The 23,318-nt window shown below is 62.2% G+C and carries 28 protein-coding genes and 1 pseudogene; 13 read left to right on the top strand and 16 right to left on the bottom strand.

Features of this window, described 5'->3' with window-relative positions:
- Positions 1-140: 140 nt before the first annotated feature.
- Positions 141-791 (bottom strand): heavy metal efflux RND transporter CzcN, encoded by a 651-nt coding sequence (gene czcN, locus N5B55_RS24300; protein WP_020206397.1) that lies wholly within the window; start codon positions 789-791, stop codon positions 141-143.
- A 249-nt stretch (positions 792-1,040) separates the two neighbouring features.
- Here czcN and N5B55_RS24305 point away from each other — a divergent pair, with 249 nt between their 5' ends.
- Together N5B55_RS24305 and N5B55_RS24310 are read left to right on the top strand one after the other, a co-directional pair.
- A complete protein-coding gene (locus N5B55_RS24305; RefSeq protein WP_004635330.1) occupies positions 1,041-1,499 on the top strand; it encodes an MgtC/SapB family protein in 459 nt (152 codons plus the stop codon).
- 107 nt (positions 1,500-1,606) lie between these two features.
- On the top strand, positions 1,607-2,014 hold the full coding sequence (locus N5B55_RS24310) for a hypothetical protein (protein ID WP_004635327.1): 408 nt from the start codon (positions 1,607-1,609) through the stop codon (positions 2,012-2,014).
- Positions 2,015-2,101: 87 nt separating this feature from the next.
- On the opposite strand, the gene N5B55_RS24315 is transcribed toward N5B55_RS24310, so the two are convergent.
- On the bottom strand, positions 2,102-2,278 hold the full coding sequence (locus N5B55_RS24315) for a hypothetical protein (RefSeq protein WP_004635326.1): 177 nt from the start codon (positions 2,276-2,278) through the stop codon (positions 2,102-2,104).
- 598 nt (positions 2,279-2,876) lie between these two features.
- On the opposite strand from N5B55_RS24315, the gene N5B55_RS24320 reads away from it, so the two are divergent.
- The 3 genes from N5B55_RS24320 to N5B55_RS24330 are packed head-to-tail and all read left to right on the top strand — an operon-like array spanning position 2,877 to position 4,853.
- The gene (locus N5B55_RS24320) at positions 2,877-3,815 is read left to right on the top strand and encodes a DNA-binding protein (protein WP_004635320.1); all 939 of its coding nucleotides are present in this window, start codon (positions 2,877-2,879) and stop codon (positions 3,813-3,815) included.
- Between the two features lie 29 nt (positions 3,816-3,844).
- A complete protein-coding gene (locus N5B55_RS24325) occupies positions 3,845-4,594 on the top strand; it encodes a hypothetical protein (RefSeq protein ID WP_304542177.1) in 750 nt (249 codons plus the stop codon).
- Complete coding sequence (locus N5B55_RS24330; RefSeq protein WP_024541899.1) at positions 4,581-4,853, top strand: hypothetical protein; 273 nt, start codon at positions 4,581-4,583, stop codon at positions 4,851-4,853. Before N5B55_RS24325 ends, N5B55_RS24330 begins: the two co-directional genes overlap by 14 nt.
- 115 nt (positions 4,854-4,968) lie before the next feature.
- Here the strand turns inward: N5B55_RS24330 and N5B55_RS24335 are convergent, their stop codons facing one another.
- Positions 4,969-5,961, bottom strand: coding sequence for a DNA-binding protein (locus tag N5B55_RS24335; RefSeq protein ID WP_012435778.1), 993 nt, complete (start codon positions 5,959-5,961; stop codon positions 4,969-4,971).
- A 1,194-nt stretch (positions 5,962-7,155) separates the two neighbouring features.
- Between N5B55_RS24335 and N5B55_RS24340 the strand changes: the two genes are divergently transcribed.
- On the top strand, positions 7,156-7,401 hold the full coding sequence (locus tag N5B55_RS24340) for a hypothetical protein (protein WP_304542180.1): 246 nt from the start codon (positions 7,156-7,158) through the stop codon (positions 7,399-7,401).
- A gap of 128 nt (positions 7,402-7,529) precedes the next feature.
- Here the strand turns inward: N5B55_RS24340 and N5B55_RS24345 are convergent, their stop codons facing one another.
- Genes N5B55_RS24345 through modA form a run of 4 tightly spaced genes read right to left on the bottom strand, consistent with a single transcriptional unit; the run spans position 7,530 to position 10,937 of the window.
- Positions 7,530-8,336, bottom strand: coding sequence for a sulfite exporter TauE/SafE family protein (locus N5B55_RS24345; protein ID WP_304542182.1), 807 nt, complete (start codon positions 8,334-8,336; stop codon positions 7,530-7,532).
- Positions 8,333-9,475, bottom strand: coding sequence for an ABC transporter ATP-binding protein (locus tag N5B55_RS24350; protein ID WP_304542184.1), 1,143 nt, complete (start codon positions 9,473-9,475; stop codon positions 8,333-8,335). Before N5B55_RS24350 ends, N5B55_RS24345 begins: the two co-directional genes overlap by 4 nt.
- A complete protein-coding gene (gene modB, locus N5B55_RS24355; protein WP_304542186.1) occupies positions 9,472-10,137 on the bottom strand; it encodes a molybdate ABC transporter permease subunit in 666 nt (221 codons plus the stop codon). Before modB ends, N5B55_RS24350 begins: the two co-directional genes overlap by 4 nt.
- Before the next feature lie 14 nt (positions 10,138-10,151).
- On the bottom strand, positions 10,152-10,937 hold the full coding sequence (gene modA / locus N5B55_RS24360) for a molybdate ABC transporter substrate-binding protein (protein ID WP_304542189.1): 786 nt from the start codon (positions 10,935-10,937) through the stop codon (positions 10,152-10,154).
- Positions 10,938-11,051: 114 nt separating this feature from the next.
- On the opposite strand from modA, the gene N5B55_RS24365 reads away from it, so the two are divergent.
- Positions 11,052-11,429: a winged helix-turn-helix domain-containing protein gene (locus N5B55_RS24365; protein ID WP_367126767.1), complete on the top strand. Its 378-nt coding sequence runs from the start codon at positions 11,052-11,054 to the stop codon at positions 11,427-11,429.
- A 643-nt stretch (positions 11,430-12,072) separates the two neighbouring features.
- On the opposite strand, the gene arsN2 is transcribed toward N5B55_RS24365, so the two are convergent.
- Together arsN2 and N5B55_RS24375 are read right to left on the bottom strand one after the other, a co-directional pair.
- A complete protein-coding gene (gene arsN2 / locus N5B55_RS24370) occupies positions 12,073-12,513 on the bottom strand; it encodes an arsenic resistance N-acetyltransferase ArsN2 (RefSeq protein ID WP_304542191.1) in 441 nt (146 codons plus the stop codon).
- An 80-nt stretch (positions 12,514-12,593) separates the two neighbouring features.
- A complete protein-coding gene (locus N5B55_RS24375) occupies positions 12,594-13,901 on the bottom strand; it encodes an MFS transporter (RefSeq protein ID WP_304542193.1) in 1,308 nt (435 codons plus the stop codon).
- 81 nt (positions 13,902-13,982) lie between these two features.
- Between N5B55_RS24375 and arsH the strand changes: the two genes are divergently transcribed.
- The 3 genes from arsH to N5B55_RS24390 are packed head-to-tail and all read left to right on the top strand — an operon-like array spanning position 13,983 to position 15,589.
- A complete protein-coding gene (arsH, locus tag N5B55_RS24380; RefSeq protein WP_304542195.1) occupies positions 13,983-14,771 on the top strand; it encodes an arsenical resistance protein ArsH in 789 nt (262 codons plus the stop codon).
- An 11-nt stretch (positions 14,772-14,782) separates the two neighbouring features.
- A complete protein-coding gene (locus N5B55_RS24385) occupies positions 14,783-15,115 on the top strand; it encodes an ArsR/SmtB family transcription factor (RefSeq protein ID WP_369812463.1) in 333 nt (110 codons plus the stop codon).
- Positions 15,116-15,589 (top strand): ArsI/CadI family heavy metal resistance metalloenzyme, encoded by a 474-nt coding sequence (locus tag N5B55_RS24390; protein WP_304542197.1) that lies wholly within the window; start codon positions 15,116-15,118, stop codon positions 15,587-15,589. It begins immediately after the preceding gene.
- Positions 15,590-15,617: 28 nt separating this feature from the next.
- Here N5B55_RS24390 and N5B55_RS24395 read toward each other — a convergent pair whose 3' ends face one another.
- From N5B55_RS24395 to pstS, 7 genes and pseudogenes are all read right to left on the bottom strand, one after another.
- On the bottom strand, positions 15,618-15,959 hold the full coding sequence (locus N5B55_RS24395) for an ArsR/SmtB family transcription factor (RefSeq protein WP_304542199.1): 342 nt from the start codon (positions 15,957-15,959) through the stop codon (positions 15,618-15,620).
- Between the two features lie 144 nt (positions 15,960-16,103).
- Positions 16,104-16,793, bottom strand: a pseudogene (gene phoB / locus N5B55_RS24400) (phosphate regulon transcriptional regulator PhoB); the annotation flags it as partial.
- A gap of 10 nt (positions 16,794-16,803) precedes the next feature.
- Positions 16,804-17,517: a phosphate signaling complex protein PhoU gene (gene phoU, locus N5B55_RS24405; protein WP_304542202.1), complete on the bottom strand. Its 714-nt coding sequence runs from the start codon at positions 17,515-17,517 to the stop codon at positions 16,804-16,806.
- A 9-nt stretch (positions 17,518-17,526) separates the two neighbouring features.
- Entirely contained in the window at positions 17,527-18,315 is a 789-nt protein-coding gene (gene pstB / locus N5B55_RS24410) for a phosphate ABC transporter ATP-binding protein PstB (RefSeq protein WP_304542248.1), read from the bottom strand.
- Positions 18,302-19,159: a phosphate ABC transporter permease PstA gene (gene pstA, locus N5B55_RS24415; protein WP_304542205.1), complete on the bottom strand. Its 858-nt coding sequence runs from the start codon at positions 19,157-19,159 to the stop codon at positions 18,302-18,304. The genes pstB and pstA overlap by 14 nt, the downstream gene beginning before the upstream one ends.
- The gene (gene pstC / locus N5B55_RS24420; RefSeq protein WP_304542207.1) at positions 19,159-20,097 is read right to left on the bottom strand and encodes a phosphate ABC transporter permease subunit PstC; all 939 of its coding nucleotides are present in this window, start codon (positions 20,095-20,097) and stop codon (positions 19,159-19,161) included. The genes pstA and pstC overlap by 1 nt, the downstream gene beginning before the upstream one ends.
- Positions 20,098-20,240: 143 nt before the next feature.
- Positions 20,241-21,263, bottom strand: a complete 1,023-nt coding sequence (gene pstS, locus N5B55_RS24425; RefSeq protein WP_369812464.1) for a phosphate ABC transporter substrate-binding protein PstS — start codon at positions 21,261-21,263, stop codon at positions 20,241-20,243.
- 244 nt (positions 21,264-21,507) lie between these two features.
- Between pstS and N5B55_RS24430 the strand changes: the two genes are divergently transcribed.
- Genes N5B55_RS24430 through N5B55_RS24440 form a run of 3 tightly spaced genes read left to right on the top strand, consistent with a single transcriptional unit; the run spans position 21,508 to position 23,223 of the window.
- Complete coding sequence (locus tag N5B55_RS24430; protein ID WP_304542212.1) at positions 21,508-22,005, top strand: arsenate reductase ArsC; 498 nt, start codon at positions 21,508-21,510, stop codon at positions 22,003-22,005.
- 13 nt (positions 22,006-22,018) lie between these two features.
- On the top strand, positions 22,019-22,513 hold the full coding sequence (locus N5B55_RS24435; RefSeq protein ID WP_304542214.1) for an arsenate reductase ArsC: 495 nt from the start codon (positions 22,019-22,021) through the stop codon (positions 22,511-22,513).
- Between the two features lie 5 nt (positions 22,514-22,518).
- Positions 22,519-23,223 (top strand): aquaporin, encoded by a 705-nt coding sequence (locus N5B55_RS24440; protein ID WP_304542216.1) that lies wholly within the window; start codon positions 22,519-22,521, stop codon positions 23,221-23,223.
- Positions 23,224-23,318: the final 95 nt, after the last annotated feature.

Here is a 23,318-nt window from a genome sequence, read left to right on the forward strand (position 1 = left end):
CCCATGCTTCCACCGCAAATAGACAGCGAACCCCACATACAGGACGATCAGGCCGACCAGCATCACGAGCATGCTCTCGACAACAGAATCGGAGACGTGAGCGTAGTGCATGGCTGTACGTGTATGCGGAGTTGCCCGCATCAGGCAAGCGTCACGACCGCCCGGAGGACGCCGGCGTCATGGAACAAATCAAACGACTCCACGACCACCGACAGGCCGAGAAACCAGACCGAGTCCGCAATATTGCGTTGAAAGGAAGACACATGGACCGTCCATGTCGACTCCCCCCTATACAGCGACAGACGGGGAAAGAACGCTGGTGTACGGCGTGCGTATTCGGCGAATTCCGGGAAGGCGGAAGCCAGAAAGCGGTCTTCCGTCCGGATGACAGCCGGGTACATCAGCGCAAATGCGAGCGCCAGGACTGCGGTAACCGCCAGCGACTCGGTCATCGCCCCTAGTCCGATAATGCCTAGCAAGTTGCAGACATAGAGCGGATGGCGACACAGTGAATATGGACCCGAGGTCACCAAGGTATTGTTCTTGCGCCCGGAAATGTACAACGCGCACCAGAGCCGCCCGACCGTGGCCAGGCTCACCCCCAACATCCCCAGCGTCAGCAGCAGCGGCGACACCCAGGTACCGTCCCAGCGAGAATGGCCAAAGACCAGACTTGCCAGGACAAACGTTACGACAACACGCCAAACGCCGATGCGGTGGCGTGTCAGGAAATTGTCCAGCGCCCTCGAGAGACCAGCGGGTTGGGACGGGGAGATTGAAGAATCGGTCATGCGGTTCGGGGGCTGGAGGAGAATGTCGCGCACTTCGAGTGGACACACTGGCGCGAAAACGAGCACTAATGGCCGGCATTCTAAGGTTGCCCTTCCGTTGTCAGGCTTTATTGCCGAAATGTAATACGTTGTTAATCTTGCCCCCGGGCCAGCGAATCCGGTTGTGTCATAGCTCGGCAATCTGACAGTCATCTTCTGCGACATAGACTGTCTTGGCCATTTTCAGGACACACCCAGAGACGCTCCGCAATGAACGACATCATCCGCACATTGAGCTCGGAATTCTCCGATCTCGCTAATGCTGCCGAGGCAGTACGTGCCGTCGTTCGAATGACCGTCTCTATCGTTTTGGGGGGCTTGCTGGGGTACGAGCGGGAGAGCTCGGGAAAATCCGCAGGCGTGCGCACTCACATGCTCGTCGCGCTGGGGGCATGCGTTTTTGTCGTGGTTCCCCTCCAGGCGGGCGTGCAGCTTGCCGACATGAGCCGCGTGCTTCAGGGTCTCACGTCAGGCATCGGATTCCTTTGTGCAGGGGCGATCCTGAAGCCGGACAATGAGACACACGTCAGGGGGCTCACAACTGCCGCGAGCATCTGGATTGCTGCCGCGATCGGCGTGGCCGCCGGCATGGGCCATGCGGTGACGGCCATCGTCGCGACTGCCTTCGCACTCATCGTGCTCAGAATCCTTCAAATGTCGAAGAAGTAAGACTCCCACTGCTCCCAAGCCACGTGCAGCGCGAATGCGCCAACTTCAGGTTCGGCCAGCATTTCCCAAACGTATGAGCGCGCTTAACAATACGCAAACTCCATCGCATGAGAATTTACCTGGATTACAACCTGTTTGCGTACCTTCACGAGGGCACGAACCCGGCTCTGCAAGCCAAAGTGAGCGCACTGTCCGATCGACATGAGTTTCCTTGCAGCCCGGCGCACATGGAAGAAATTGCCTCGGCGCTCGCAAGACCTTCGGATACTCCCCCGCTCGATCGGTTAGCGGCCGCTTTCTGCAAAATAGACGATGTTTCTCGAATTAGCCGGAACGTGCAATTGTCTCCGACGACGTTAGGCCCGATGGTTACGAAAGAAGAACAGCCTCTCGAGTGCTTTCTTCGGGTCATGCGGCACTATCGCAAAGAGCCGGTTGTCGAGAAGAACGACTGGTATACGCGGGACTCCGTAAAGAAGGGGTCACTTCAGAAAACGGAAAATATTGCACGCTAAGGCATGGAAGAGGACCACTGCTGTCCCCAGGGGCATTGGCCAGCCGATGGCAAGCAGGTAGAAACCAAAGTCGGGGGACTCCCGTTCTCAGAGATCGGCTAGCAGCAGGTAGGCGCGGTCGAGTTGCCGATGAGCTTCCTGCCGGCGATCCATCGCTTCTAGGGCGAGCAGGAGGTCCTCGGCCAGCTCGAAATCGCTTTCCTGGCATGCCCTTTCGAACACCGCAAAGACCTCTTCATACAACGTGCGCCCCGGAACGCCCATTTGACTAACCTCCGGCGGAAAATCCGATGCTCTCTGCCGACTTGGTCCTGCCACGCCGCAGGGGCTTCTGTCCCCCATGGTTAATATGGACGTTCCCACGGCAGGGAAGGTCAAGCATTTTTCCGGCCGCGGGCCGACCTATGGTTCGCAAGCCGCCGCGCGAGACGGTTAGTGCTCGCCCCCTACAGTTCGTCCAGCGACTAGTTACCCGCACCCGGGCGCAGCCGCACCACCAGCATCGCCGCCCACTGGATATGCGGCCAGGCCAGCGAATAGACGAATGTCTGGATCAGGGGTCCCCTTGATTTCGCCGCAATTTACCGGGGTAGCCACCCGTAGCAGCCATGCGGGTTCCAGGGTGATGCCCACCCTAAAACCCTAGTCAAATCAGTCACTTGCTGACTGGTCCTTTTCCCCTTGGTTTTGGAACGTTGACCGCCCCCGCCGCGCGGCCAAGCGCGCCCTGTGGCTGGAAGCCATTGTTTCCGCAAGATAACTAGATTTATCCGTCTTTGGTTTTCCCAAGCAACACATAAATGGCTTTTCTAACGTTAGGTATGTGCGTAAGATAGGCTGAAATGCGCCTCCGGAAACTGCCATGCCCCGCCTCGCCGCCACCCCCGACCAGATCCGCGCCACCGTGCTGGCCATGCTCACCGAGGCCGGCGACGCGGCGCCGCCCACGGCCGCACGCTTTCGCCGCGTGGTGTCGGTGCGCAAGCTGCGTGACCGCCTGGGCGGCGGTGACCCTGCAACGCTGTCGCGTACGCTCAACGCGATCGAGGCCGAGGTGGTGCGCTCGGGCCTGGCCGACCTCGCCCTGCCCGAGATTCCGGTCGAGATCGCCGAAGCGATGCGCGCGCTGTGGCAGGCCGCGGTCGCGGTGCAGCTCGACGACGTGGTGCGCCTGAAGCGCGAGGCGCAAGCCACAGCCGACACCGCCGAGGCCGCCCGCGCCGAGGCCGAACTGCGGGTCGAGCTGCTGCGGGCCGAACTGAGCGAGGTGCGCGGCCAGCTCGCCGCGCGCGACACCGCGCTGGCCGTAGCGTGCGCCGCCCAGGCGGCGGCGTGCGCGCGCGCCGATGAGCAAGCCGCACGCCGGGGCGAGCTCGAGGCGGCGCTGGCGACCGCCCAGGAGCGCGCCACGGCGGGCGAGCGCACCCACACCGAGGCGATCGCCACCACCCAGGCGCGCTACGAGGCGCTGTCGAAGCAGCTCCTGCAGGAAACCGCGCACCAGCGCGACGCGGTGCGGGCCGAGCGCGCGCAACTGGCCTCCCAACTCAAATTCGCCGAGCGGCGCATCGCCGCGCTGGAAGACGAGCGCGCACGACTCGACGCCGACCTGGCCAGCGAGCGGGCCGCGCGCCAGACCGCCGCGGGCGAGGCGAGCGCACTCAAGGCCGTCACCGCCAGCCAGCGCGCCCAGCTCGACGAGCTGCTGCGTGCGACCCTGGCCGCGGCGCCACCAGCGGCCAAGACGCGCGTGCCCAGATCGACGGGCAAGGCGGCCGCCAAGCGGACCGCCCAGTCATGAAGCCGGCCGACTGGATCGATACGGGCGCGGTGCCGCCGCGCCCACTGCCGGCCACCGTCGCGGCGGCCCTCGCCTACCTGGCGGAGGCACTCGGGCACCCGGTCTACGCGCACTGGACGCTGGCGCGCGTCAAGCGCCGCTATGGCTCGCTGGCCGACGCCAAGGCCGCGCAGCCGACCGTGCTCAAGCTGCTGCTGGCGCACGATGGGGCAGTCGAATACTGGGAGCGCGGGCGCCTGCGCACGGTGACGGCGGATCTGGCGCCCCGCCCGGAGACGGTCCTCGCGCGGCTGCTGCACACGCACCGGCGCCGCATCCGGTCCACCGCCGCCTTAGCGAGCGAAGCAACGGTGCCGACCGCCGCGGAAGCGAGGGGAGCTGTCGCGGCGAACCCGTGGCTGGCCGCTTACGGCCCTGCTGACCACGCGTGGCTCACGCGCGCCGGCCGCTTCGCCCAGCCGCACGCGGCGGCCAACACGCTCGGCGCCGCCGACGATGCACAGGCGCTGGCGCTCTTCCTGCGCGACCGAACCGGGCGCTCGCCCCACACGTTGCGCGCCTATGGCGCCGAACTGCGCCGCCTGATGCGCTGGTGCGGCGCGCACGAGCTTGGGCCGCTCTCGGACCTCACGCGCCAGCGGTTGCTCGGCTATCAACGTCGACCAAGATGTGCGGAAACGCGTGTTCAAACACGGATGGCTCCGAGGGTACGAGGCTGTTTTCGCGGAGCACCTGGGCGTGAAGTTCTTGGACAGCGGCGCAGACTTGGATCTGCTTGAGCAGGTCATCCTGGCGCGGAACCGCTCACAGCACCCAGGGAGCCTGACGCGTGTCAGGCCGACGCACGCGCCGATTGAACTCACAAAGCACCGCAGTTTGTTTTTCCTGGACGATCGCGAGCGCGAGCTACTCGTCGAAGCGGAGGCGAACGGAATGGACATGGGCTCTGTCTGGATGATGGAGCCCAGCCTGCACGTCGACGCCGGCAAACTGGAAAAGGCTCTTGCCGAGGTCGAACACTTCGCCACGTGGGGGTAGTCGTCCTTTTCGTGCAATTTCTTACGGTTTCGTTCGAATTTACCTTGTGAATCAATAAGTTGGGGAAATGCTGATTTCGTAAGAGCACGTCCTTTTCGTGCCGAATCTTACGGTTTCAGGCCGCCGGCCCCGCCACCCCGAGCTGTGTCCGGTAGTCAGTCAGTAGCGTCTGCTGGGCTTCGAGCCGTGCAGCCAACCTGGCCAACTCGGTCGCCGTCTGCTCACGTTCCGCACGCACGGCCGCAAGCTCATCCGCCTGGGCCTGCACCGTCGCGCGCAACGTATCCCGTTCTGCTTCCGCCCGCGTGTGGTCGGTGCGCGCTTGGTTCAGCGCCGCCACTGTTTGCTCGCCGCGTGCTTCCAGTTCGCGGACGCGCTTGGTTGCCGCTCCAACTTCCGCAACCAGCCGTGCGCCGTCCTTGTTCAACAGCGTGATTTCGCCCTGCTTGACGATCACCGCCTGGTTGGCCTGCCGGATTTCCGCCTGCAGTTGTTGGACCTGTTGCTCATGCCGCCGCGTGTCCTGATCGCGCTGCTCCTTGCTGGCGTTGCGGAAGTGTTCCAGCGCCTGGTGCGCGTGCTGCAGCTTCTCCTCCAGTGAGCGCCGGAAGCCTTCTTGCTCGGCTTGCCGTTCAGTGAGGTCCCGGACCTGCTGCGCCAGCCGTTCGGCCTCCAGGGCATGCTGCTGCAGCGCCGCTTGCGTGTCGCTGAGCGCAGCCCGCACGTTGGTAATGGTGGCGTGAGCCTGCGCCAGCTCGGCGCGAAGCACGGCGAGGTCCGCCGACAGCCTGTCTGCTTCTGCCCGGACTTGCTGGCGTTGTGCCGTGGCAGCCGTAACCTGCTGGTCAACCACCGCCTGCGCTTCTTCATGCAGGCGCGCCGCCAATCTGCCGACCAGGTCGAGGATGGCGTCGGAGGTCGTGCCAGCCCGCTTGAGCGCTACGCCTTCCTCTTCTTCCAGTTCCTTCAGATAGCGGTGGATGGTCGTTTTCGAGCCCGTGTTGCCCAACGCGATACGTATCGCATCGATCGACGGGTGCTGCCCCTGGGCGAGCAGCGAATCGCGGGCACGCTTGATGTCAATACGACTGAGTCCGGCACGGGCCATGGCGTTAGTATTTGATACCGTATTACGTACTATGTATATACGTACCAAATCGATGCGTCAAGGTGGCTCCTCGGAGGCGGTTCCTCACACGTGATAATGGCGGATTATCACGTGTGAGTGCCCAGCACAGGGTCTGCCGCGCTGGTCTTTAGTACGTACGGCCCGAAAAGCGGCAAGTTTGCGGCACGCTGGCCAACTCGCCCGAGCACAACGATCCGGTTGCGACATTTTCGGTCGCACGAAGTCCTTGACCTTCCCCGCAAAGGAAGGTCGATAGTTGCAATTGACAGGGCACCCCTCCGATTTGGTCGGGGCATACAGCAAGACCTCAGGCCATCCTTCCACCAAGAGTTGCACCATGAAACGCATCCAGCCATCTCAGCACGAGGAGGTGTTCCGCGTTTTTGCGAGAGCTTGCAGGGAAGCGGAATTCGGATTGGCCGACCATTTGCTCGGCGCCATCGAGTTCATCGCCCAGCAGGAGGGTCACCCGGAACAGAGCGACTTAGCCTACTTGTTGGTGGCAAATTCCTGCGTCCGCACCAGCGAACAGCTACCCGGCCATGCAGCGAGATATTCCAGACCAAGGCGACCGACCAAGACACCCGGTACCCGCTCAGTCCAGACCACCGCCGGTGAAAGGCTGCCCCACCACCAACGACGTCGAACTCCATGAAATCTCTGTGGCGTCTGCTGATGATTGCACTGCTGTTGATCGTACTGCCCATGCGGGGGTACGCGATGCCGGCAGTTCCGTGCTGTGCCGAGGGCACGGGCGGCCCGGCTGCTCAGGCCGCGCAGCACAATGTCGTCCCCGCTGTTGCAGTCCACGGCTGCGAGAGCGACAGTCGCGCCAAGGGCAGTCTGAACGGAATCCCATCCCTCTTGCACGGCGACGTGCGCAGCCGTTGTCATCGTTGCAACTGCCACGAATGATGGCGCGGGCGCGGCGGGCGGCGTGTTCAACACCCTTCTCGAGTCCGACTTCACTTCGTGGGTGCCAAAGCGCCTGGAGCGCCCGCCTAAATTGCACGGCGTCTGACGCAGGGCTCCGCCTGCAGTGGCGTGGCCATCTGCGATACCCGATCCCTTTCGCGGGCCCCAGTTCCCAAGCCCTATCTGTGGGTAGCCCTGGCACCTACCACGCGACGCGCGTGCAATGCAGCGCTGCCCGAAACTCAACGGAGCATCATCGTGAAGACGACCATTCTGATCACCGCCAGCCTGGCGGCACTTCTGTCATCGCTGCCCGCTCTTGCTGGACCGGACTGGCAAATCATCGAGAAGGCCCGCGAGGCCAAACTTGCACAGATTCGAGCCCCACAAGCACAAAAGGCCGGCGATCCGGCCTCCATGGCGCAGATGTGCCAGAACATGATGCCGACGTGCATGGAGATGATGAAGCAGTCCTGCGCCGGCATGATGCAGTCCCCAAAGTGAGCAAGCCGACCGTGATGGCGATGCGCCATCGATAACCACGCGGTATCCGGCTGCCGGCACGGCAGCCGGGAAGCTATTGCGGCAGGGCTTTCATCATGCACGTCGCGCTAGCCGGCGCGAACGGCATACTAACGGTGGCCCCAAGCCTTGTACGCCGAGATGAGCAAGATTACAGCGAGGCCCTTCAGCAATACCTCGACTGACACCATCTCGAGACTGACGCCCCCGATGGCAACACCAATGATCGAGCCGAGCGCCATGACCACCACGAAGAGCGCGTTCTCTCGCAGCACAACGAAGCTCCGATCACGGCTGTAACGTGCGAATCCGACCAGCATCGTCGGCAGGCTGATGGCCAACGACAGGCTTCCCGCAAGCTTGATATCGACCCCGAACAGGATCACGAGCGTCGGGATCAGCAACTCGCCGCCCGCAACGCCAAGCAGCGCTGCAACACAACCAATTGCCAACCCAGCAATGACGCCATAGACAACGAGCAGCGCTCCGCTGGCAAGCGGCTCATGCGTTCCGGTGTGGTGGCCGCCCAGCAGAATGGCCGCAATCCCCACCAGCAGAATCGCGATCACGCGACGCAACGTCAGGCCGCTGACGCGGGTTGCCCACCCGGCGGCGAACCAAGCACCGATGAGACTCCCCGCCAAAAGGTTCACGACAATCGTCCAGTTCGCTGCAATCTGGCTCCACGGCACGGCGCCGCTGCGGGACACCAGTGCGGAGGCAACAACGATCAAGCTGGTCGCCTTGTTCAGGATGACAGCCTGCAGCGCCTCGAAGCCGAACACCTGAAGGAGCAATGGGAGCCGGAATTCAGCACCGCCGAGCCCAACCAGCCCACCCAATACGCCGACCAGCGCGCCACTCACAAACGCTTTGACGAGCCGGACTCTGCCGGCGATCGGTGCGGTCGAATTCATGGCCGGTTGCGCAATGGCATCACGTGGATGAGATCGAGATTCAGACGAACGCAACACGGTTGGCCAATCGCCAACTGCGATCGCATGGGGCCCGAGAGGGTCACCCGCACAGCGGTGGCAGGCATATCCGAGAGCAACAGCGAGACAAGCGAAATCTCACCTAGATGGCGGGCTTCCTGCACGGTTGCGGCGAAGTCGCCCGCCTGGCTAGGTAGCCCATCCACGAGTGCAATCCCGTCGTTCGGGATGACCCAGGTAACGAGCTGTCCGGCGGGAATGCGGCCTTTATCACGTACGGTCAGAAACGGTGTGTCGCCACTTTCACCGTCGGCAGCGGTCCAGCGCAGCAATCCCCACCCCTTTGATTGCGTGGGTCCCAGCCATTGGCCTGTGAAGTGGTTCTGCACCCCAACCAGCTCGGCGACGCGCGCGTTCCGTGGTGCAAAGTGAATGGTGTGCGGCGCGCCCTGTTGTAGGACCATCCCCCCATCGAGCACCACCAGCTGGTCCGCCAATAGTCGGGCCTCCGCCAGATCGTGGGTCACCAGCACAATGGGAATCGCCAGATCACGCCTGAGGTCGGCCAGCAGTGCATAGAGCGACCGACGACTCATCTGGTCCACGGCGGAGAACGGTTCGTCGAGCAGCAACAGGCGTGGTTCCCGCGCCAGCGCCCTAGCCACCGCAACCCGCTGTTGCTGCCCGCCGGAGAGCGCTGCTGGTCGACGCGATTGCTGTTCCGGCGAGAGGTGCATGTGCTCAAGCCACTGGCGTGCTTGCTCCCGACGGGTGCGACTTGGCAGGTGCAGCAACGACAAGGCGACGTTGTCCACGGCGCTCAAGTGCGGCATCAGGGCGTAGTTTTGGAACACCAGGCCGACATGGCGGTGCTGCGCCGGCACGTAGATGCCTCGTGCCGTGTCGCACCAGACTTCACCGCCCACGGCAATGCGGCCGTTTTCCGGACGCATCAGCCCAGCCAGTGCGCGCATCATGGAGGTCTTGCCAGCACCCGAGGGGCCGACCACCGCGAGAAGTTCGCCCGCTCGGCAGGCGAATGCACCCGTCAGAGGCATGGGGCGGCGTTGCTCGATCTCGAAATCGAGCGCCAGCCCGGTAGCAGGTGTCTCGTTGCTCATCGGCGTGCGGTCAACCTGGTTGACGCGAATAGGGACGTCGCAACGGCACCGAGCGACAACAGCACCAGGAGCACGGCCATGCGATTGGCGGCCGTGAGGTCGAACGCCTGCACGCGGTCATAGATGGCGATCGCAATGGTCTTGGTCTCGCCGGGGATGCTTCCGCCGATCATGAGCACGACCCCGAACTCGCCAAGCGTGTGGACGAACGTCAGCACCATGGCCGAGAGCACTCCGGGCCAGGCGAGCGGCAGCTCAACGCGCCAGAATGTCTGCCAGCCGCTTAACCCGCTGACGGCCGCTGCCTCGCTCAGTTGACCAGGGATGGCCTCGAACGCCCGCTGCACCGGCTGCACCAGGAACGGCACGTTGAACACGATGGAGGCGAGCACTAACCCCAGGAAATTGAAAGTCAGGTGGACGTTGAATGCCCGCGCAAACCAGCCGCCCAGCAGCGACGCACTGCCCAGCGACGAGAGGAGGTAGTACCCCAGCACCGTGGGCGGCAAAACCAGCGGCAGGAGGACCAGGGCTTCGATCCAGGCCTTGCCCGCCAATGTCGTATAAGCAAGCCAGCGGCCCACCACCAGGCCTGCCGGCAGGAGTATCACCAGCGTGACGCCGGCGAGTTGCAGAGAGACGGACAGCGCTTGCCAATCCATGCCGGTACGTGCCGTTAGCGATCCTTGGGCATGGCGAAGCCGTAGTGCACCATGATTTCCTGCGCGGGCGGGGTCGACAGGTATTCGTAGAAGGCGCGGGCGGCGGGCGGCGCGTCCTTGAGCAGCACCATCCGTTGTTTCAGAGGTTGGTGCCAGCTCTCCGGGATCAGCGCAAAGTCGCCGAGCTTGGCCATCGCCGGGGCCTTGGCCAGCGACAGCGCAATGATGCCGCCCTGCGTCGCGCCCGACGTGGCGAACTGGGCCGTCTGCGAAATGTTCTCGCCGAGCACCAGCTTGGGCTGGATAGCGTCCCACAGGCCCGCGTGCTGCAACGCCTCACGGGCTCGCGCTCCATAGGGGGCGTGCTCGGGATTGGCAATGGCGAACTTCTGCAAGCGCCCATCCTTGATCGCAGCCGCCAGGTCGGCCAGTTGCCCGTCCGCCTTGAGAGGCGAGCCTTGCGGCACGATGACGCCAATGCGGCCGACGGCGTATAGACGCCCTCGATCCATCGTCTTGCCGGCGTCGGCCAGCTTGAACACAAACGCTTCGTCGGCCGACATATACAGGTGGAATGGTGCCCCCTGCACGATCTGCGAGTAGAAGTTGCCAGAAGAGCCGAACACCAGACGCATCTTCTGACCGGTCTCACGCTCGAACTGGGCAGCAACCTCTTCGAGGGCGAACTTCAGATCGGCGGCTGCCGCGACTGTCGGTGGCGTCTGGGCCAACGAAGGCGAACTGAGGGCGGCAGCAGCAATAGCTCCGGCGAGCCACGAGGCGAATCGGCGACGCAACATGGTGATGTTTGAGTCTGAGGGGTTGTGGATCCGATATCTAACGCGGAAGATATCGCCTGTGCAGTATAGCGAAGCGCACCCACCGTGATAACCGGTATCACCATGAAGCCAACGTTGACTACATCCCCCCTCGACAACGAACGCATGCGCTTTCGCGTGCAGATCAAGCACGCGGTGGCCATCGGACCGGGCAAAGCCGATGTCCTGGAGGGCATTGCCGAAACCGGCTCGATCGCCGAGACGGGCCGACGGCTCGGCATGAGCTACCAGCGCGTTTGGTCGTTGGTTGCCGCCCTGAATCAGGACTTTGTGGAGCCGCTCGTCGTTAAGCAACGCGGTGGGACTGCCGGCGGAGGCGCACACCTGACCGAGACCGGCAAGCAGGTGCTGAAGGTGTACCGCGCCATCGAACGCGATGCCGAGCGCGCGATCGCCAAGCGCCTGCCGGATCTGACCAAGCTGATCCGTCCGGATGCTGGCAAAGACGCGTAGCGCATGGCTTTGAAGGTTCCATACACGGACACCGCCTCGCGCGCGGGAGAGGTCCGAGAGATCCCGATTTGTCTGCCAAGCGAAACTGTTCGCAGCCTGCTCAACGGCACGGTCAGCCAGTTGCGGTTTCCGGTGCAGGGCAATCCTCGGTTTGCCTATGCGTGTGTCGACGCTCGCGGCGAGCTAAATGGGGATTTCTTTGTCAGCATGCCCAGCGATGCAACCATCGGAATGACCTGCCGGTGTCCATTCGGGAACCCCGGCGATGTCCTATGGGTTCGCGAGGATTGGACTCAGGTGCCGGACGGCTCGTTCTGCTACCGCGTGCGTGGGAGCGATGATGATGCTCAGGACGCAGATACAGCATGGAATGGCGCGGCCAGCATGCCTCGGTCCGCGAGTCGGCTCCAGCTAGCCGTGCAATCCAGGGGCGTGGTGCGCTTGCACGCCATGACAGGAAACGATGCACGCGCCCAGGGGTACGTTAGCGTCCCGGGAAAAATCGCCCTGAATAGCTTTCGCGAGGCTTGGGATGCAACCTATCCAAACTCGCCTTGGCGCCAGAATCCCTGGGTATGGACTCTGAAAGTCGCGAGCTTGCCTGGCGCAGTGGCGCCCGGCAACGCGTAGCCCTTTCCTCCAATCACACCTGTTTGCTGAGGCAGATCGCCGATGCCGGACAAAGAGAGGCGAATTGAGTCGACGCCTGGAGCAATGTCGGCGCGGCACTGCGATCGACAGTGGCGTAGCCAAGTTTCTCGAAATAGCTGGCGGCAGTCGTGGTCAACAGAAAGAGTCGGTGCGCGCCAGTGGCGCGGGCATCCCGCTCCGCAATGTCCACCAGGATGCGGCCTAGGCCGTGTCGACGCGCACGCTTGTCGACAGCCACCGACCGAAGCAGCGCATCTGATCCGTAGAGCTCCAATCCGGCACAGGCCAGAAGGCTGTCATCTTGTATGGCCAAGTGGAAACGGCTGGCTTGCCCGATCGCAACATCCTCGCTTGGCAGCCCCTCCTCGATGAGCAGCAAGCGGATGGCAAGATAGTCGTCGGGGCGTGCAGGTCGAAAGTTAAGGGTATCCATGGGCATGCTCCACTAATCCACCTTATGTTGCGCAGAGGGTTCGAGGTTATTCGGGAAGCTATCCGTGCGCTCGCCACAGCTCAAGCGTGCGGAGCTGCATCATCGCGAGTCGGGTGAAGCGAGGGAAGCTGTACTTCGCGCCCGCTGTAGCGCGCGGCGATCGCGAATGCGGCTGTGGCCACAAGGGCGAGGAGAAGGAAGACATATTCGGCTGGTCCATACGTCATCGTGATGCTCCATACGCCTGCAACAGCTATAGGCGCTAGCCCTTTGGCAAGGTTTGAGGGCATCGAGAGCATGCCGCTCAGCGCCCCATAGCCCTGCGTCCAAAGCAGCTCCTGGATCGCCGTGCCGCGCAGGATGGTCATCATGCCGTTGGCAGCGCCGTACAGAAGCGCGAAGCCCATCAGCCCCCAAGCCGAGGTACTAACAGCCATCAGCAGCAGAACGGACAAGGGCAACGCCAGAACAACGATGATGCCCAAGGTGGTCATGGGCAATGCACGTCCGAAGACATACCACGCCGCGCGCGCGACAACCTGCGCTGGGCCTACCATCGCCATCACGGTCAACATAACAGCTGTGGGCACGCCACGCTCTTTCAGCAGCGGAACGAGGTGAAACGTCATGCCGGCAAACACCGCGTAGTACGCCGTGAAACAGATCAAGAGCGCCCAGAAGGTGATTGACCTCAGTGCTCGCGCTATCGAAACTGCATCCGTCGATTTGTGATCCACCTCGGCCGACTTGCGGGCGCCCGCGCCACGCGAGGACGGCATAGCAGCCGCGTGGATCGGCAGACAAACAGTGAGGTTCGCGACCGCAAGCACAATTAGCGTCGCTCGCCAGCCCCAAACATTCACCAACCACCCTGTCAACGGAATGAACACGGTGCTGGCAAAGCCCGCCACCAGCGTGATGAGTGTTATTTTGGCCCGGTAGGTCAGCGGATAGCGGTGCGTGATGACAGCAAAAACCGGGTCGTAAAGGGTTGCCGACATGGAGAGGCCGAGTCCGAACCACACGACAAACAAGATAGGCAACCAGTTCACGTAGGCCCACAACAGCAGCATTGCCCCTGACAACGCTGATCCGACCACCATCACCCGCCGCCCGTAGCCGGCATCAATCCAACGCCCTACCGGCAGTGCGGCAAAACCGCTCACAAGAAGACCAAGCGACAGCGCAGCATTCAACGACGCGCGACTCCAGCCCATTGCATGCTCCATCGGCACGACGAACAGGGAGAAGGAGTAGTAGACCGTTCCCCACGACACCAGTTGAGCAAGGGCCAACGACCACGTCTTCAGCAGATCATGCGGCTCCTGCTGTGACAGCGGGACCGGTGTTGGCGATGCATCGACGAACGGCAGATTGGAGGACTGCATGGGCGCACTTCGATTCCATTTGACATTTCCATAATACCGGAAATATGATGTATATCAAGGATGTCACGTTACCGCACGATCATGACCGCTACAAATCACGCAGCCTCGATAAGCGAAGGCATCACGCTGCCAGCAGCACAGGAAGCGTTTCTCGACACGGATATCGCCGCACGCCTGGGCATGCAGGGCGAGCCCCCGGTTCGCATCCTGCTGCTGTATGGCTCGCTGCGCGAGCGCTCCTACTCACGCTTCCTCGTGGAAGAGGCCGCGCGCCTGTTGCAGCGATTTGGCGCGGACATCAGGATCTTTGATCCGCGCGGCTTGCCGCTGGTCGACGAAGTCGAAGGCAATCAGCACCCGAAGGTGAAGGAACTGCTGCAGCTGTCGCTCTGGTCTGAGGGTCAGGTGTGGTGTAGCCCCGAGCGGCACGGCACGATCACCGGGGTCATCAAAACGCAGATCGACCATCTGCCGCTGTCTGCCGGTGGTGTCCGCCCGACGCAAGGCCGAACGCTTGCTGTGATGCAAGTCAGCGGCGGTTCGCAGTCGTTCAACTCGGTCAATCAACTCCGGCAGCTCGGCCGATGGATGCGGATGTTCACCATCCCGAACCAATCCTCAGTGGCCAAGGCCTATGAAGAATTCGACGAGGCCGGGCGTATGAAGCCATCTTCCTATTACGAGCGCCTGGTTGATGTCATAGAGGAACTGGTCAAGTTCACCTTGCTGCTTCGCGGCAAGGCCGACTATCTGGTTGACCGGTATAGCGAACGCCTGGAGGAATCCCGTCCGCTGAGCCCCGTGCGTGAGCTGGCTGCGCGGGTGATCGCCGATCAGGAGGCGACGACAACGCAAGTGCCGGCCCAATAACGGAGAGCCGTATGGAATCGATAGACGCAACGCGAGCGGTCAAGGCACTTGCAGCGCTGGCGCACGACCGGCGCCTTTCGGTCTTTCGTTTGCTGGTCACCGCCGGTCCGGACGGCATGAGCCCCGGAGCTATTGCAGAGCAAATCGGGCTTCCCGCTCCCACGCTGTCGTTCCACTTGAAAGAGCTCTCTCAAGCGGGCCTGATCGACGGCCATAACCAGGGGCGCCACATCTTCTACCGCGCCAACTACACGTGCATGAACTCGCTTGTCAGCTTTCTGATGGAAAACTGCTGTGCGGCGGGACGCGCGTGCTCAACCACCCCCATCGATATGGAGGCATAAATGAAACGGTTCCACGTGCATGTGGTCGTTCCCGAGCTCAGCGAGAGCGTGCGGTTCTATAGCGGCTTGTTCGGGGCGCCGCCGACGGTCCAGAAAGACGACTATGCCAAATGGATGCTGGAGGATCCCCGCATCAACTTCGCCATCTCTGCGCGTGGCGGCGAGGTCGGGGTTGACCACCTGGGCTTCCAGGTGGATAGCGACGAAGAGCTGGCGCAACTGCGCGCCCAGGTGGCTGCTGCCAGCGTCCCCGTGATGGATCAGCCCGATGCCCAGTGCTGCTACGCATCGTCGAACAAGTACTGGACACAAGATCCGGCGGGAGTGCCGTGGGAGACCTACCACACGCTTGGAGAAATCCCGCTCTTCGGAGCGGACGCCGCCCAGCGCGAACCAGCCGGGGAAGCCAGCGCGTGCTGCGCGCCCGCCGTGCCAGTCCCGGCCGTGATCAAGCGCAAAGCCGCCTGCTGCTAATTCTCTGGGGAATGCGAGCCGGAGACGCTCAGGCGGCGACCGGCTTGCACTTGACCTTCTTGGCGGGCTTGCATGCGGCCGTATCGGCGCCTTGGCAGCAATTTTCGGTCAGGAAATCGATCAGCGAATTCATGTGCTCGATTTCAGGCGCGTAATACACAAAGCGTCCTTCCTGGCGTGAAGACACCAGCCCGGCGTGCGTCAGCTCCTTGAGGTGAAAGGACAACGTCGCGCTCGCTAGGTCGAGCTCTTCCTGAATGACACCAACGCTCAGACCTTCCGGGCCAGCGACCACCAGACGGCGGAAAATGCTCAGGCGCGTGGACTGGGCCAGCGCCGACAGAACTTTGATGGCGTCTTTTTCCTTCATTGGACGGCAGGACAGTCAGGTCGAATCTATGATTCTAACGTCATCGACATGACATTACGGCGACATAGTGGGCGCCGCTGATACACGGGCCCTGAGAAGTGACGCTTTCTCGGCTTGCCTGATCGCATCGATCATGCCTTGCGCAGACAACCGATAGCCGCTGCCACGAACGGTCTCGATGATGGACTCGTATCCGGCAGGCTTGAGCACGGTGCGCAAGCGCTTGATGTGCACGTCAACCGTCCGCTCTTCGACAAAGACGTGGTCACCCCAGACTTCGTCCAGCAGCATGGCCCGGCTGTGGACCCGCTCAGGGTGTGTTAGGAAATAATGCAGCAGCTTGAACTCGGTAGGCGCAATCTTCAGCGGAATTTCGTGGCTGCCGTTCGCGACGTAGACGCGGTGCCTGGCGGAATCCAGCGTCAACCCATGGACGCTGACGACCTCATCAGCCAATTGCGGGGCTCGCCGGCGCAGCACTGCCTTGATGCGCGCGAGCAGCTCCTTGGGTGAGAACGGCTTGGGCAGGTAGTCGTCGGCTCCAGCCTCCAGACCTTCGACACGATCCTCTTCCGAGCCAAACGCGGACAGCATGATCACGGGCACCTCGCCGCCGCGCTCGGTGCTCCGCAAGGCCCGCAGAAACTCGATGCCCGAGTTTCCCGGCAGAGCACGGTCCAACACGATCAAATCCGGCAAGACTTCGGCAACGAGCGTGGACGCTACCTGCGCGTCTGGCGCGTGCAGGGGATAGTAGCCGCCGTACTGCAGCGTAACAGTCAGCAGCTCCGCGATTGCCGGTTCGTCTTCAACAACCAATACACTGGCGGGCATGCGTTCCTCGTCAGTTGTCGGGGTCCGAGATTTCCCGCGCCAGGTCCTCGAGCGAGATATGACGCACGTCGGTGCCGCGTGCTACGAAGACCGCCAACTCCGCGATATTCGTTGCATGGTCCCCAATGCGTTCGATCGCCTTGGCGATGAAGAGATAGTCAAGGCCAACAGCGATGGCTCGTGCGTCTTCCATCATGTAGGTGATCAGCTTGCGCACGAACGTACGAAACTCATTGTCGATGGCAAGGTCGTCGCGAATGACTTGGGCCGCCGCAGCCGCATCGAGGCGAGCAAAGGCGTTCAGGGCGCGATAGAGCATGCGCGAAGCCTGCTCGGCAGCGAGCTTGATTTCGGCGATGTTGATGGCATGCTCCGGTCCATCCTCGGCAATGCGCCGCGCCTTCTTCGCAATCTTGCGCGCCTCATCCCCAGCGCGCTCCAGGTTGGTCGTGCTCTTGGACAGCGCCATCAGCAGCCGCAGATCGCGGGCCGCGGGCTGGCGCCGGGCGATGACATTGCTGATCGCCTGGTCCATCGCAACTTCCATCGCATTGACTGTCTTCTCGTTGGCCAGCACTTCATCGACAAGACGCGGCTCATACTGGGCGAGCAGATCCACCGCACGCGCCAACTGCGCTTCAACGAGCCCGCCCATCTCCAGCAGCTTGCCTGAGAGCTCGCTGAGTTCGCTGTCATACTGACTGGAAAAATGCTTGTCGGACATCTGCCGCTCCTAGCCGAATCGGCCAGTGATGTAGTCCTCGGTCGCCTTTTGTGTCGGCTTCGAGAAAATGCGCTCGGTCGGCCCCGCCTCCACCAGGCGCCCCATGTTCATGAAGGCTGTGTGCTCGGAAGCGCGAGCCGCCTGTTGCATGTTGTGCGTGACGATAATGATGGTGTAGCGGTTGCGTAGCGTATGCAGCAACTCTTCAATCTTGGCTGTGGCCACCGGGTCCAGCGCAGAAGTTGGCTCATCAAGCAACAGCACTTCCGGCTCGATCGCAATGGCGCGCGCGATACACAGGCGCTGCTGTTGACCACCGGAGAGCGCCAGTGCACTTTGATGCAGCTTTTGTTTGACCTCATCCCACAACGCTGCCTGGCGCAGCGCGAACTCGATGCGTTCGTCCAGTTCAGCGCGGCTCAACGACTCATGATGGCTGATCGCCAGAGCGATGTTGTCGTAGATCGACATGGTGAACGGGGTCGGCTTCTGGAACACCATGCCGACCCGCAGGCGCAGTTTGCTGAGCTTGTAGTGGCTCGCCAGGATGTCATCGCCATCGAGCTCGACGCGGCCTGTCGCCTTCTGCTCCGGATAGATTGAGTACATCCGGTTGAGCACGCGCAGCAGCGTCGACTTGCCGCAGCCGGAGGGACCGATGATGGCGGTCACCTGCTTCTCGGGAAAGTCGATGTTGACATCGAAGAGTGCCTGCCGCGCTCCGTAGTGGAAATTCAACCCCCGCACGCTGATGCGGGTCTTGGCCGGCGGCGGTATCAGCCTGTTATCGGTTGCCATGTGCACGATTCAAGAGCATGCGGGAGAAGATGGCCAAGGCCAGCACGAAGAGGGTCATGATGAAGGCGCCCGCCCACGCAAGGGCGTGCCACTGCTCATACGGACTCATCGCGAACTGGAATATCACCACGGGAATGTTCGCAAGCGGACCATGGGGAGTCGTTGACCAGTACTGGTTGTTCAGCGCAGTGAAGAGCAACGGCGCCGTCTCCCCGCTAATGCGAGCGATCGCTAGAAGCGCTCCGGTAACGATGCCCGCGCTCGCCGCCCGCATGAGCAGGCGCGAATTGATTTTCCAACGCGGCAACCCAAGGGAGAGTGCAGCTTCGCGCATGCTGTCCGGGATCAGTTGCAGCATCTCGTCGGTGGTACGGATGACGACTGGCAGCATGATGATGGCAAGGGCCACTGCACCGGCCCAGCCGGAGAAGTGGCCGACCTGACGGACGATCAACTCATACGTGAAGAGACCGATGACGATCGATGGCGCACTGAGCAAGATATCGTTCACGAAGCGGATAGCGCCCCCCAAGGGGGTGCGCCGCGCATACTCAGCCAGATAAGTGCCCGCCATCAGGCCCAGCGGTACGCCAATGGCCGTGGCGATGCCGATCATCAGGAAGCTGCCATACAGCGCGTTGAGCAGGCCTCCGTCTTCGCCCGGTGGCGGCGTCATCTTGGTGATCAGCGCAGGCGACAGCGCGCTGAAACCGTTGGAGATGGTGGTCGCCAGAATCCAGAACAGCCAGAACAGTCCGAACGCCGTCGACAGGATCGAGAAGATGAAGACGAGGTTGTTCGTGATGCGACGCTGGCGAAACTTGCGCATGTCGAAAGTCGACATTACTTGGCTCCTTCCATCCGGTTGAGTCTGAGCAGCAGCAGCTTGGCGAACGCGAGCACAATGAACGTGACGATGAACAGGACAAAGCCCAAGGCGATCAACGAGGACAGGTAGATCGGTGAGTCGGCTTCCGTGAATTCGTTGGCCAGCGTTGCCGCGATCGAGTTGCTCGGGTCCAGCAGCGACATACCCAACTCGTGCGCATTGCCCAGCACGAACGTGACTGCCATGGTCTCGCCAAGTGCGCGACCCAGACCCAAGAAAATCGCGCCAATCACGGCAGAGCGGGTGTACGGCAGAACCACACTACGCATGACTTCCCAGCGGGTAGCGCCCAGAGCGAATGCCGACTCCTTGAGCATCTGCGGCGTGGCAGCAAAGACGTCGCGCATCACAGCGGTGATGAAGGGAATGATCATGATGCCGAGGATCAGCCCCGCAGGCAGCATGCCCAGCCCAATGGGGGCGCCTGAGAACAGCGGTCCGATCAACCATGCCGAGCCGAGGTTGTCGATCAACCATGGCTCAACGTGGTCCGCAAGAACCGGGGCAAAGACAAACAGGCCCCACATACCGTAGATGATGCTGGGGATGGCGGCGAGAAGCTCAATTGCCGTGCTGACAGGGCCGCGCATCCAGCCAGGCGCGATCTCGGTCAGGAACATTGCGATACCAAAACTGATCGGTACCGCGATCACCAGTGCCAGGAAGGAGCTGACCAGTGTGCCGTAGATAGGTACCAGGGCGCCGAACTTGTGCGCGACCGCATCCCAGTCCGTGCTGGTGAAAAAGCCCCAGCCGAAGGTCTGGAATGCGAGCCGGCCGCCCCAGAGCATCGACAGCGCAGCGCCAAGCAGGATCACGAACACAAAGATTGCCGCGCCTGCCGCAGCGTATTTGAACAGCCGGTCCGCCAGTTCATCCGGCAGCAACCGCATGCGCGCCCGGCGGATTAAATGAGCCCCGCTTGCCTCGGTGCGGCGAACCGCGGATAGATCGTCTTGCATCTCTTGAGCGGTAGTGCGCATGTGCGATCCTGTCGGGGAGACGCCAATGGCGCCTCCCGGCTGGTACCGTGGGCTTAAAACTTGAAGTTGTTCGACCAGTACGTCTCGATTTGCTTGACGAGCGGGTCAGGCAGCGGCACATAGTCCAGGGATTGCGCTTGCGACTGGCCCTTTTCCAGGGTCCACTTGAAGAAGTCGAGCGCGGCCTTGGACTGGGCCGGCGTCTTCGGCTGCTTGTACATGATGATAAAGACGGTCGCCGTCACGGGGTAAGCGTCCGGGCCGTTCGCGTCGGTCATCACGAGGTCGAAGTCCTGCGCTTTGGACCAGTCCGCAGTTGCGGCGGCGGCCTGGAATGTCTTGGCATTCGGCGCCACGAAGTTACCGGCCTTGTTCTGGATCGAGCCGTAGTTCATCTTGTTCTGCAGGACGTACGCGTACTCGACGTAGCCAATCGAGTTCTTCAGGCGGTTGACGTAAGCGGCGACGCCTTCGTTGCCCTTGCCACCGACGCCCGACGGCCAAGCGACCGACGTGCCTTCGCCCACCTTCGACTTCCATTCCGGGCTGACCTTGGACAGGTAGTTGACCCAGTTGAACGTCGTGCCCGAACCATCTGAACGGTGCACGACCGTGATGTTGGCGTCAGGCAGCTTCAAGCCCGGGTTGACCTTGGCGATGGCCGGATCGCTCCACTTGCGAACCTTGCCCAGATAGATATCGGCCAGCAGCGGGCCGGTAAAGCGAATCTTGCCCGGGGCGACACCATCGATATTGACCACCGGCACCACGCCACCGATCACTGAGGGGAACTGGCCCAGCCCCTTGGATTTGAGCTCGTCGGCCGACATCGGCATGTCGCTCGCGCCGAAGTCAACGGTCGCCGCCTTGATCTGCGCGATACCGCCGCCAGAGCCGATCGACTGATAGTTGACCTTGTTGCCCGACGCTTCGTTGTAGGACGAAGACCACTTCGAGAGGACCGGATAGACGAAAGTCGAACCCGCTCCAGTGATTTCAACAGCCTGGGCTGCCATGGAAACCACCATCATTGCAACCCCACCCGCCACTGCATGCATAAACCGCGCTTTCATCATCGACCTCGGTTAGTGACCACAATTCGATAAATCTAGATATGTGATGAATAACGGGATACTAAGTCTAGGTCGTGACTGTTCCGTGACAAGGAAGCGTGCAGATGAAATTTTTGTGACGGCCTTGGGTCGGGCAGCTCTAACGCTACAGTGGCTTCGAAGCTCGCTTGCTGCGATATAATATTTCCAATATATTAGAGATATCGATACATCAACGCTGCTTCTGCGGCCAACCTGGAGAGATCCAGTGGTAGAGCAACCTCAATACAACGTGCTGTTCCTGTGCACGGGCAACTCAGCCCGGTCGATTCTTGCCGAGGGTCTGCTGAACCACCTGGGGGATGGGCGCTTCAAGGCCTTTTCCGCAGGCAGCCACCCCACGGGGCAAGTGAACCCGTTTGCCCTTCGGACCCTGCAGCAGTTCGGCATCCCGACGGATGGGTTTCGCAGCAAGAGCTGGAACGAGTTCTCGCAGGCAGGCGCCCCCGAGCTCGACTTCGTCTTCACGGTCTGCGACAAGGCCGCCGGCGAAGTGTGCCCCGTATGGCCGGGGCAGCCGATGACCGCGCACTGGGGGGTGGCCGACCCTGCTGCGGTCGAAGGGAGCGACGAACACAAGCAGCACGCCGTCCGAGAAACTGCGCTCGTGCTGAAGCGCCGTATCGAGTTGTTCCTGTCGCTACCGCTTCCGAAGCTCGATGCCGCGGCGCTGCAAAAGGCCGTGCGCGACATCGGCAAGCAATAACCTCATCTGTTCCATGACCACCAACGTACTCATCCTCTGTACCCATAACTCCGCGCGCAGTGTCCTGAGTGAAGGCATGTTGAACCACTGGGCGCAGAAGCTCGGCAAAGACGTGCGCGCCTACAGCGCCGGCAGCGCGCCGAGCGGCCGCCTCAACCCGTTCGCGTTGGAAGCACTTACCAATGCCGACATTGACACCGCGGACTACCGTAGCAAGAGTTGGGACGAGTTCGTTGCGGACGGCGCACCTCAGATGCGCATCGTCATCACCGTATGCGACAGCGCCGCTGCGGAAACCTGCCCCTACTGGCCGGGCAGTCCGGTCAAAGTGCACTGGGGCTATACCGATCCGTCCAATGCACCGGGCGGTGACGAAGGCAAGCGACAGGCCTTCGAGCTGACCCGCCAGGCGATCGGCTATCGCATGCTGCAATTGTTGGCGCTGCCACTTGAGTCCCTGAGCAATGCCGAACTGCAGGCCGAGCTCGAACGCATCTCGCAAGACTGAGCACCATGGTCGATTTGCGAAACAGGCTTGCCGCCGAAGTCCTGGGAACGGCGTTGCTGCTGGCGGTGGTTATCGGCTCCGGCATCATGGCCGAACGCCTTGCGGGCGGTAACGTCGCGGTGGCGCTGCTGGCCAACACCGCGGCCACAGTGGGCGGCTTGTATATCCTGATCGAAGTGTTCGGCCCCGTCAGTGGCGCGCACTTCAATCCAGCGGTTAGCGCGGTCATGGTGGCTCAGGGTGAGCTACCGGGGGCGGCGTTGGTGCCATACATCGCTGCGCAGCTTGTGGGAGCCATGCTGGGCGCATGGCTCGCCCATGCCATGTTCGACATGACGATCCTGCAGTTCTCCACCAAAGTGCGCAGCGGGACTGGCCAGTGGATCGCCGAAGCGGTGGCAACCGCGGGCCTACTGTTGGTGATTCTGCGGGCGCCAAGCGGCCGCGCGTCTTCTATGGTGGCGGCCTACATTGGCGCGGCCTATTGGTTCACGGCGTCCACGTCGTTTGCCAACCCGGCAGCGGCATTCGGGCGGATGTTCAGCAACAGCTTTGCCGGCATCGCACCGGCGAGTGTGCCGGGCTTCGTCATCGCGCAATGCGTTGGTGCCGCCATCGGGTTGATGCTGCATCGCATGCTGGAACCACGCCTGGTGCGTCGAGACCACCCCAACGTCATCGAGTCGTCTGGCGAACACCAAGTGGACTGATTGCTGCGTGAACATGACGGTTCGCTACAGCGTCAACGCGTCGCGCTCTATCGCCTCGCCGGGCTCCTGCAACGAGCCCGGCCAGAGGCTATGCC

Origin of the sequence: Ralstonia pickettii (assembly GCF_030582395.1) — a bacterium.
Taxonomy (GTDB): domain Bacteria; phylum Pseudomonadota; class Gammaproteobacteria; order Burkholderiales; family Burkholderiaceae; genus Ralstonia; species Ralstonia pickettii_D.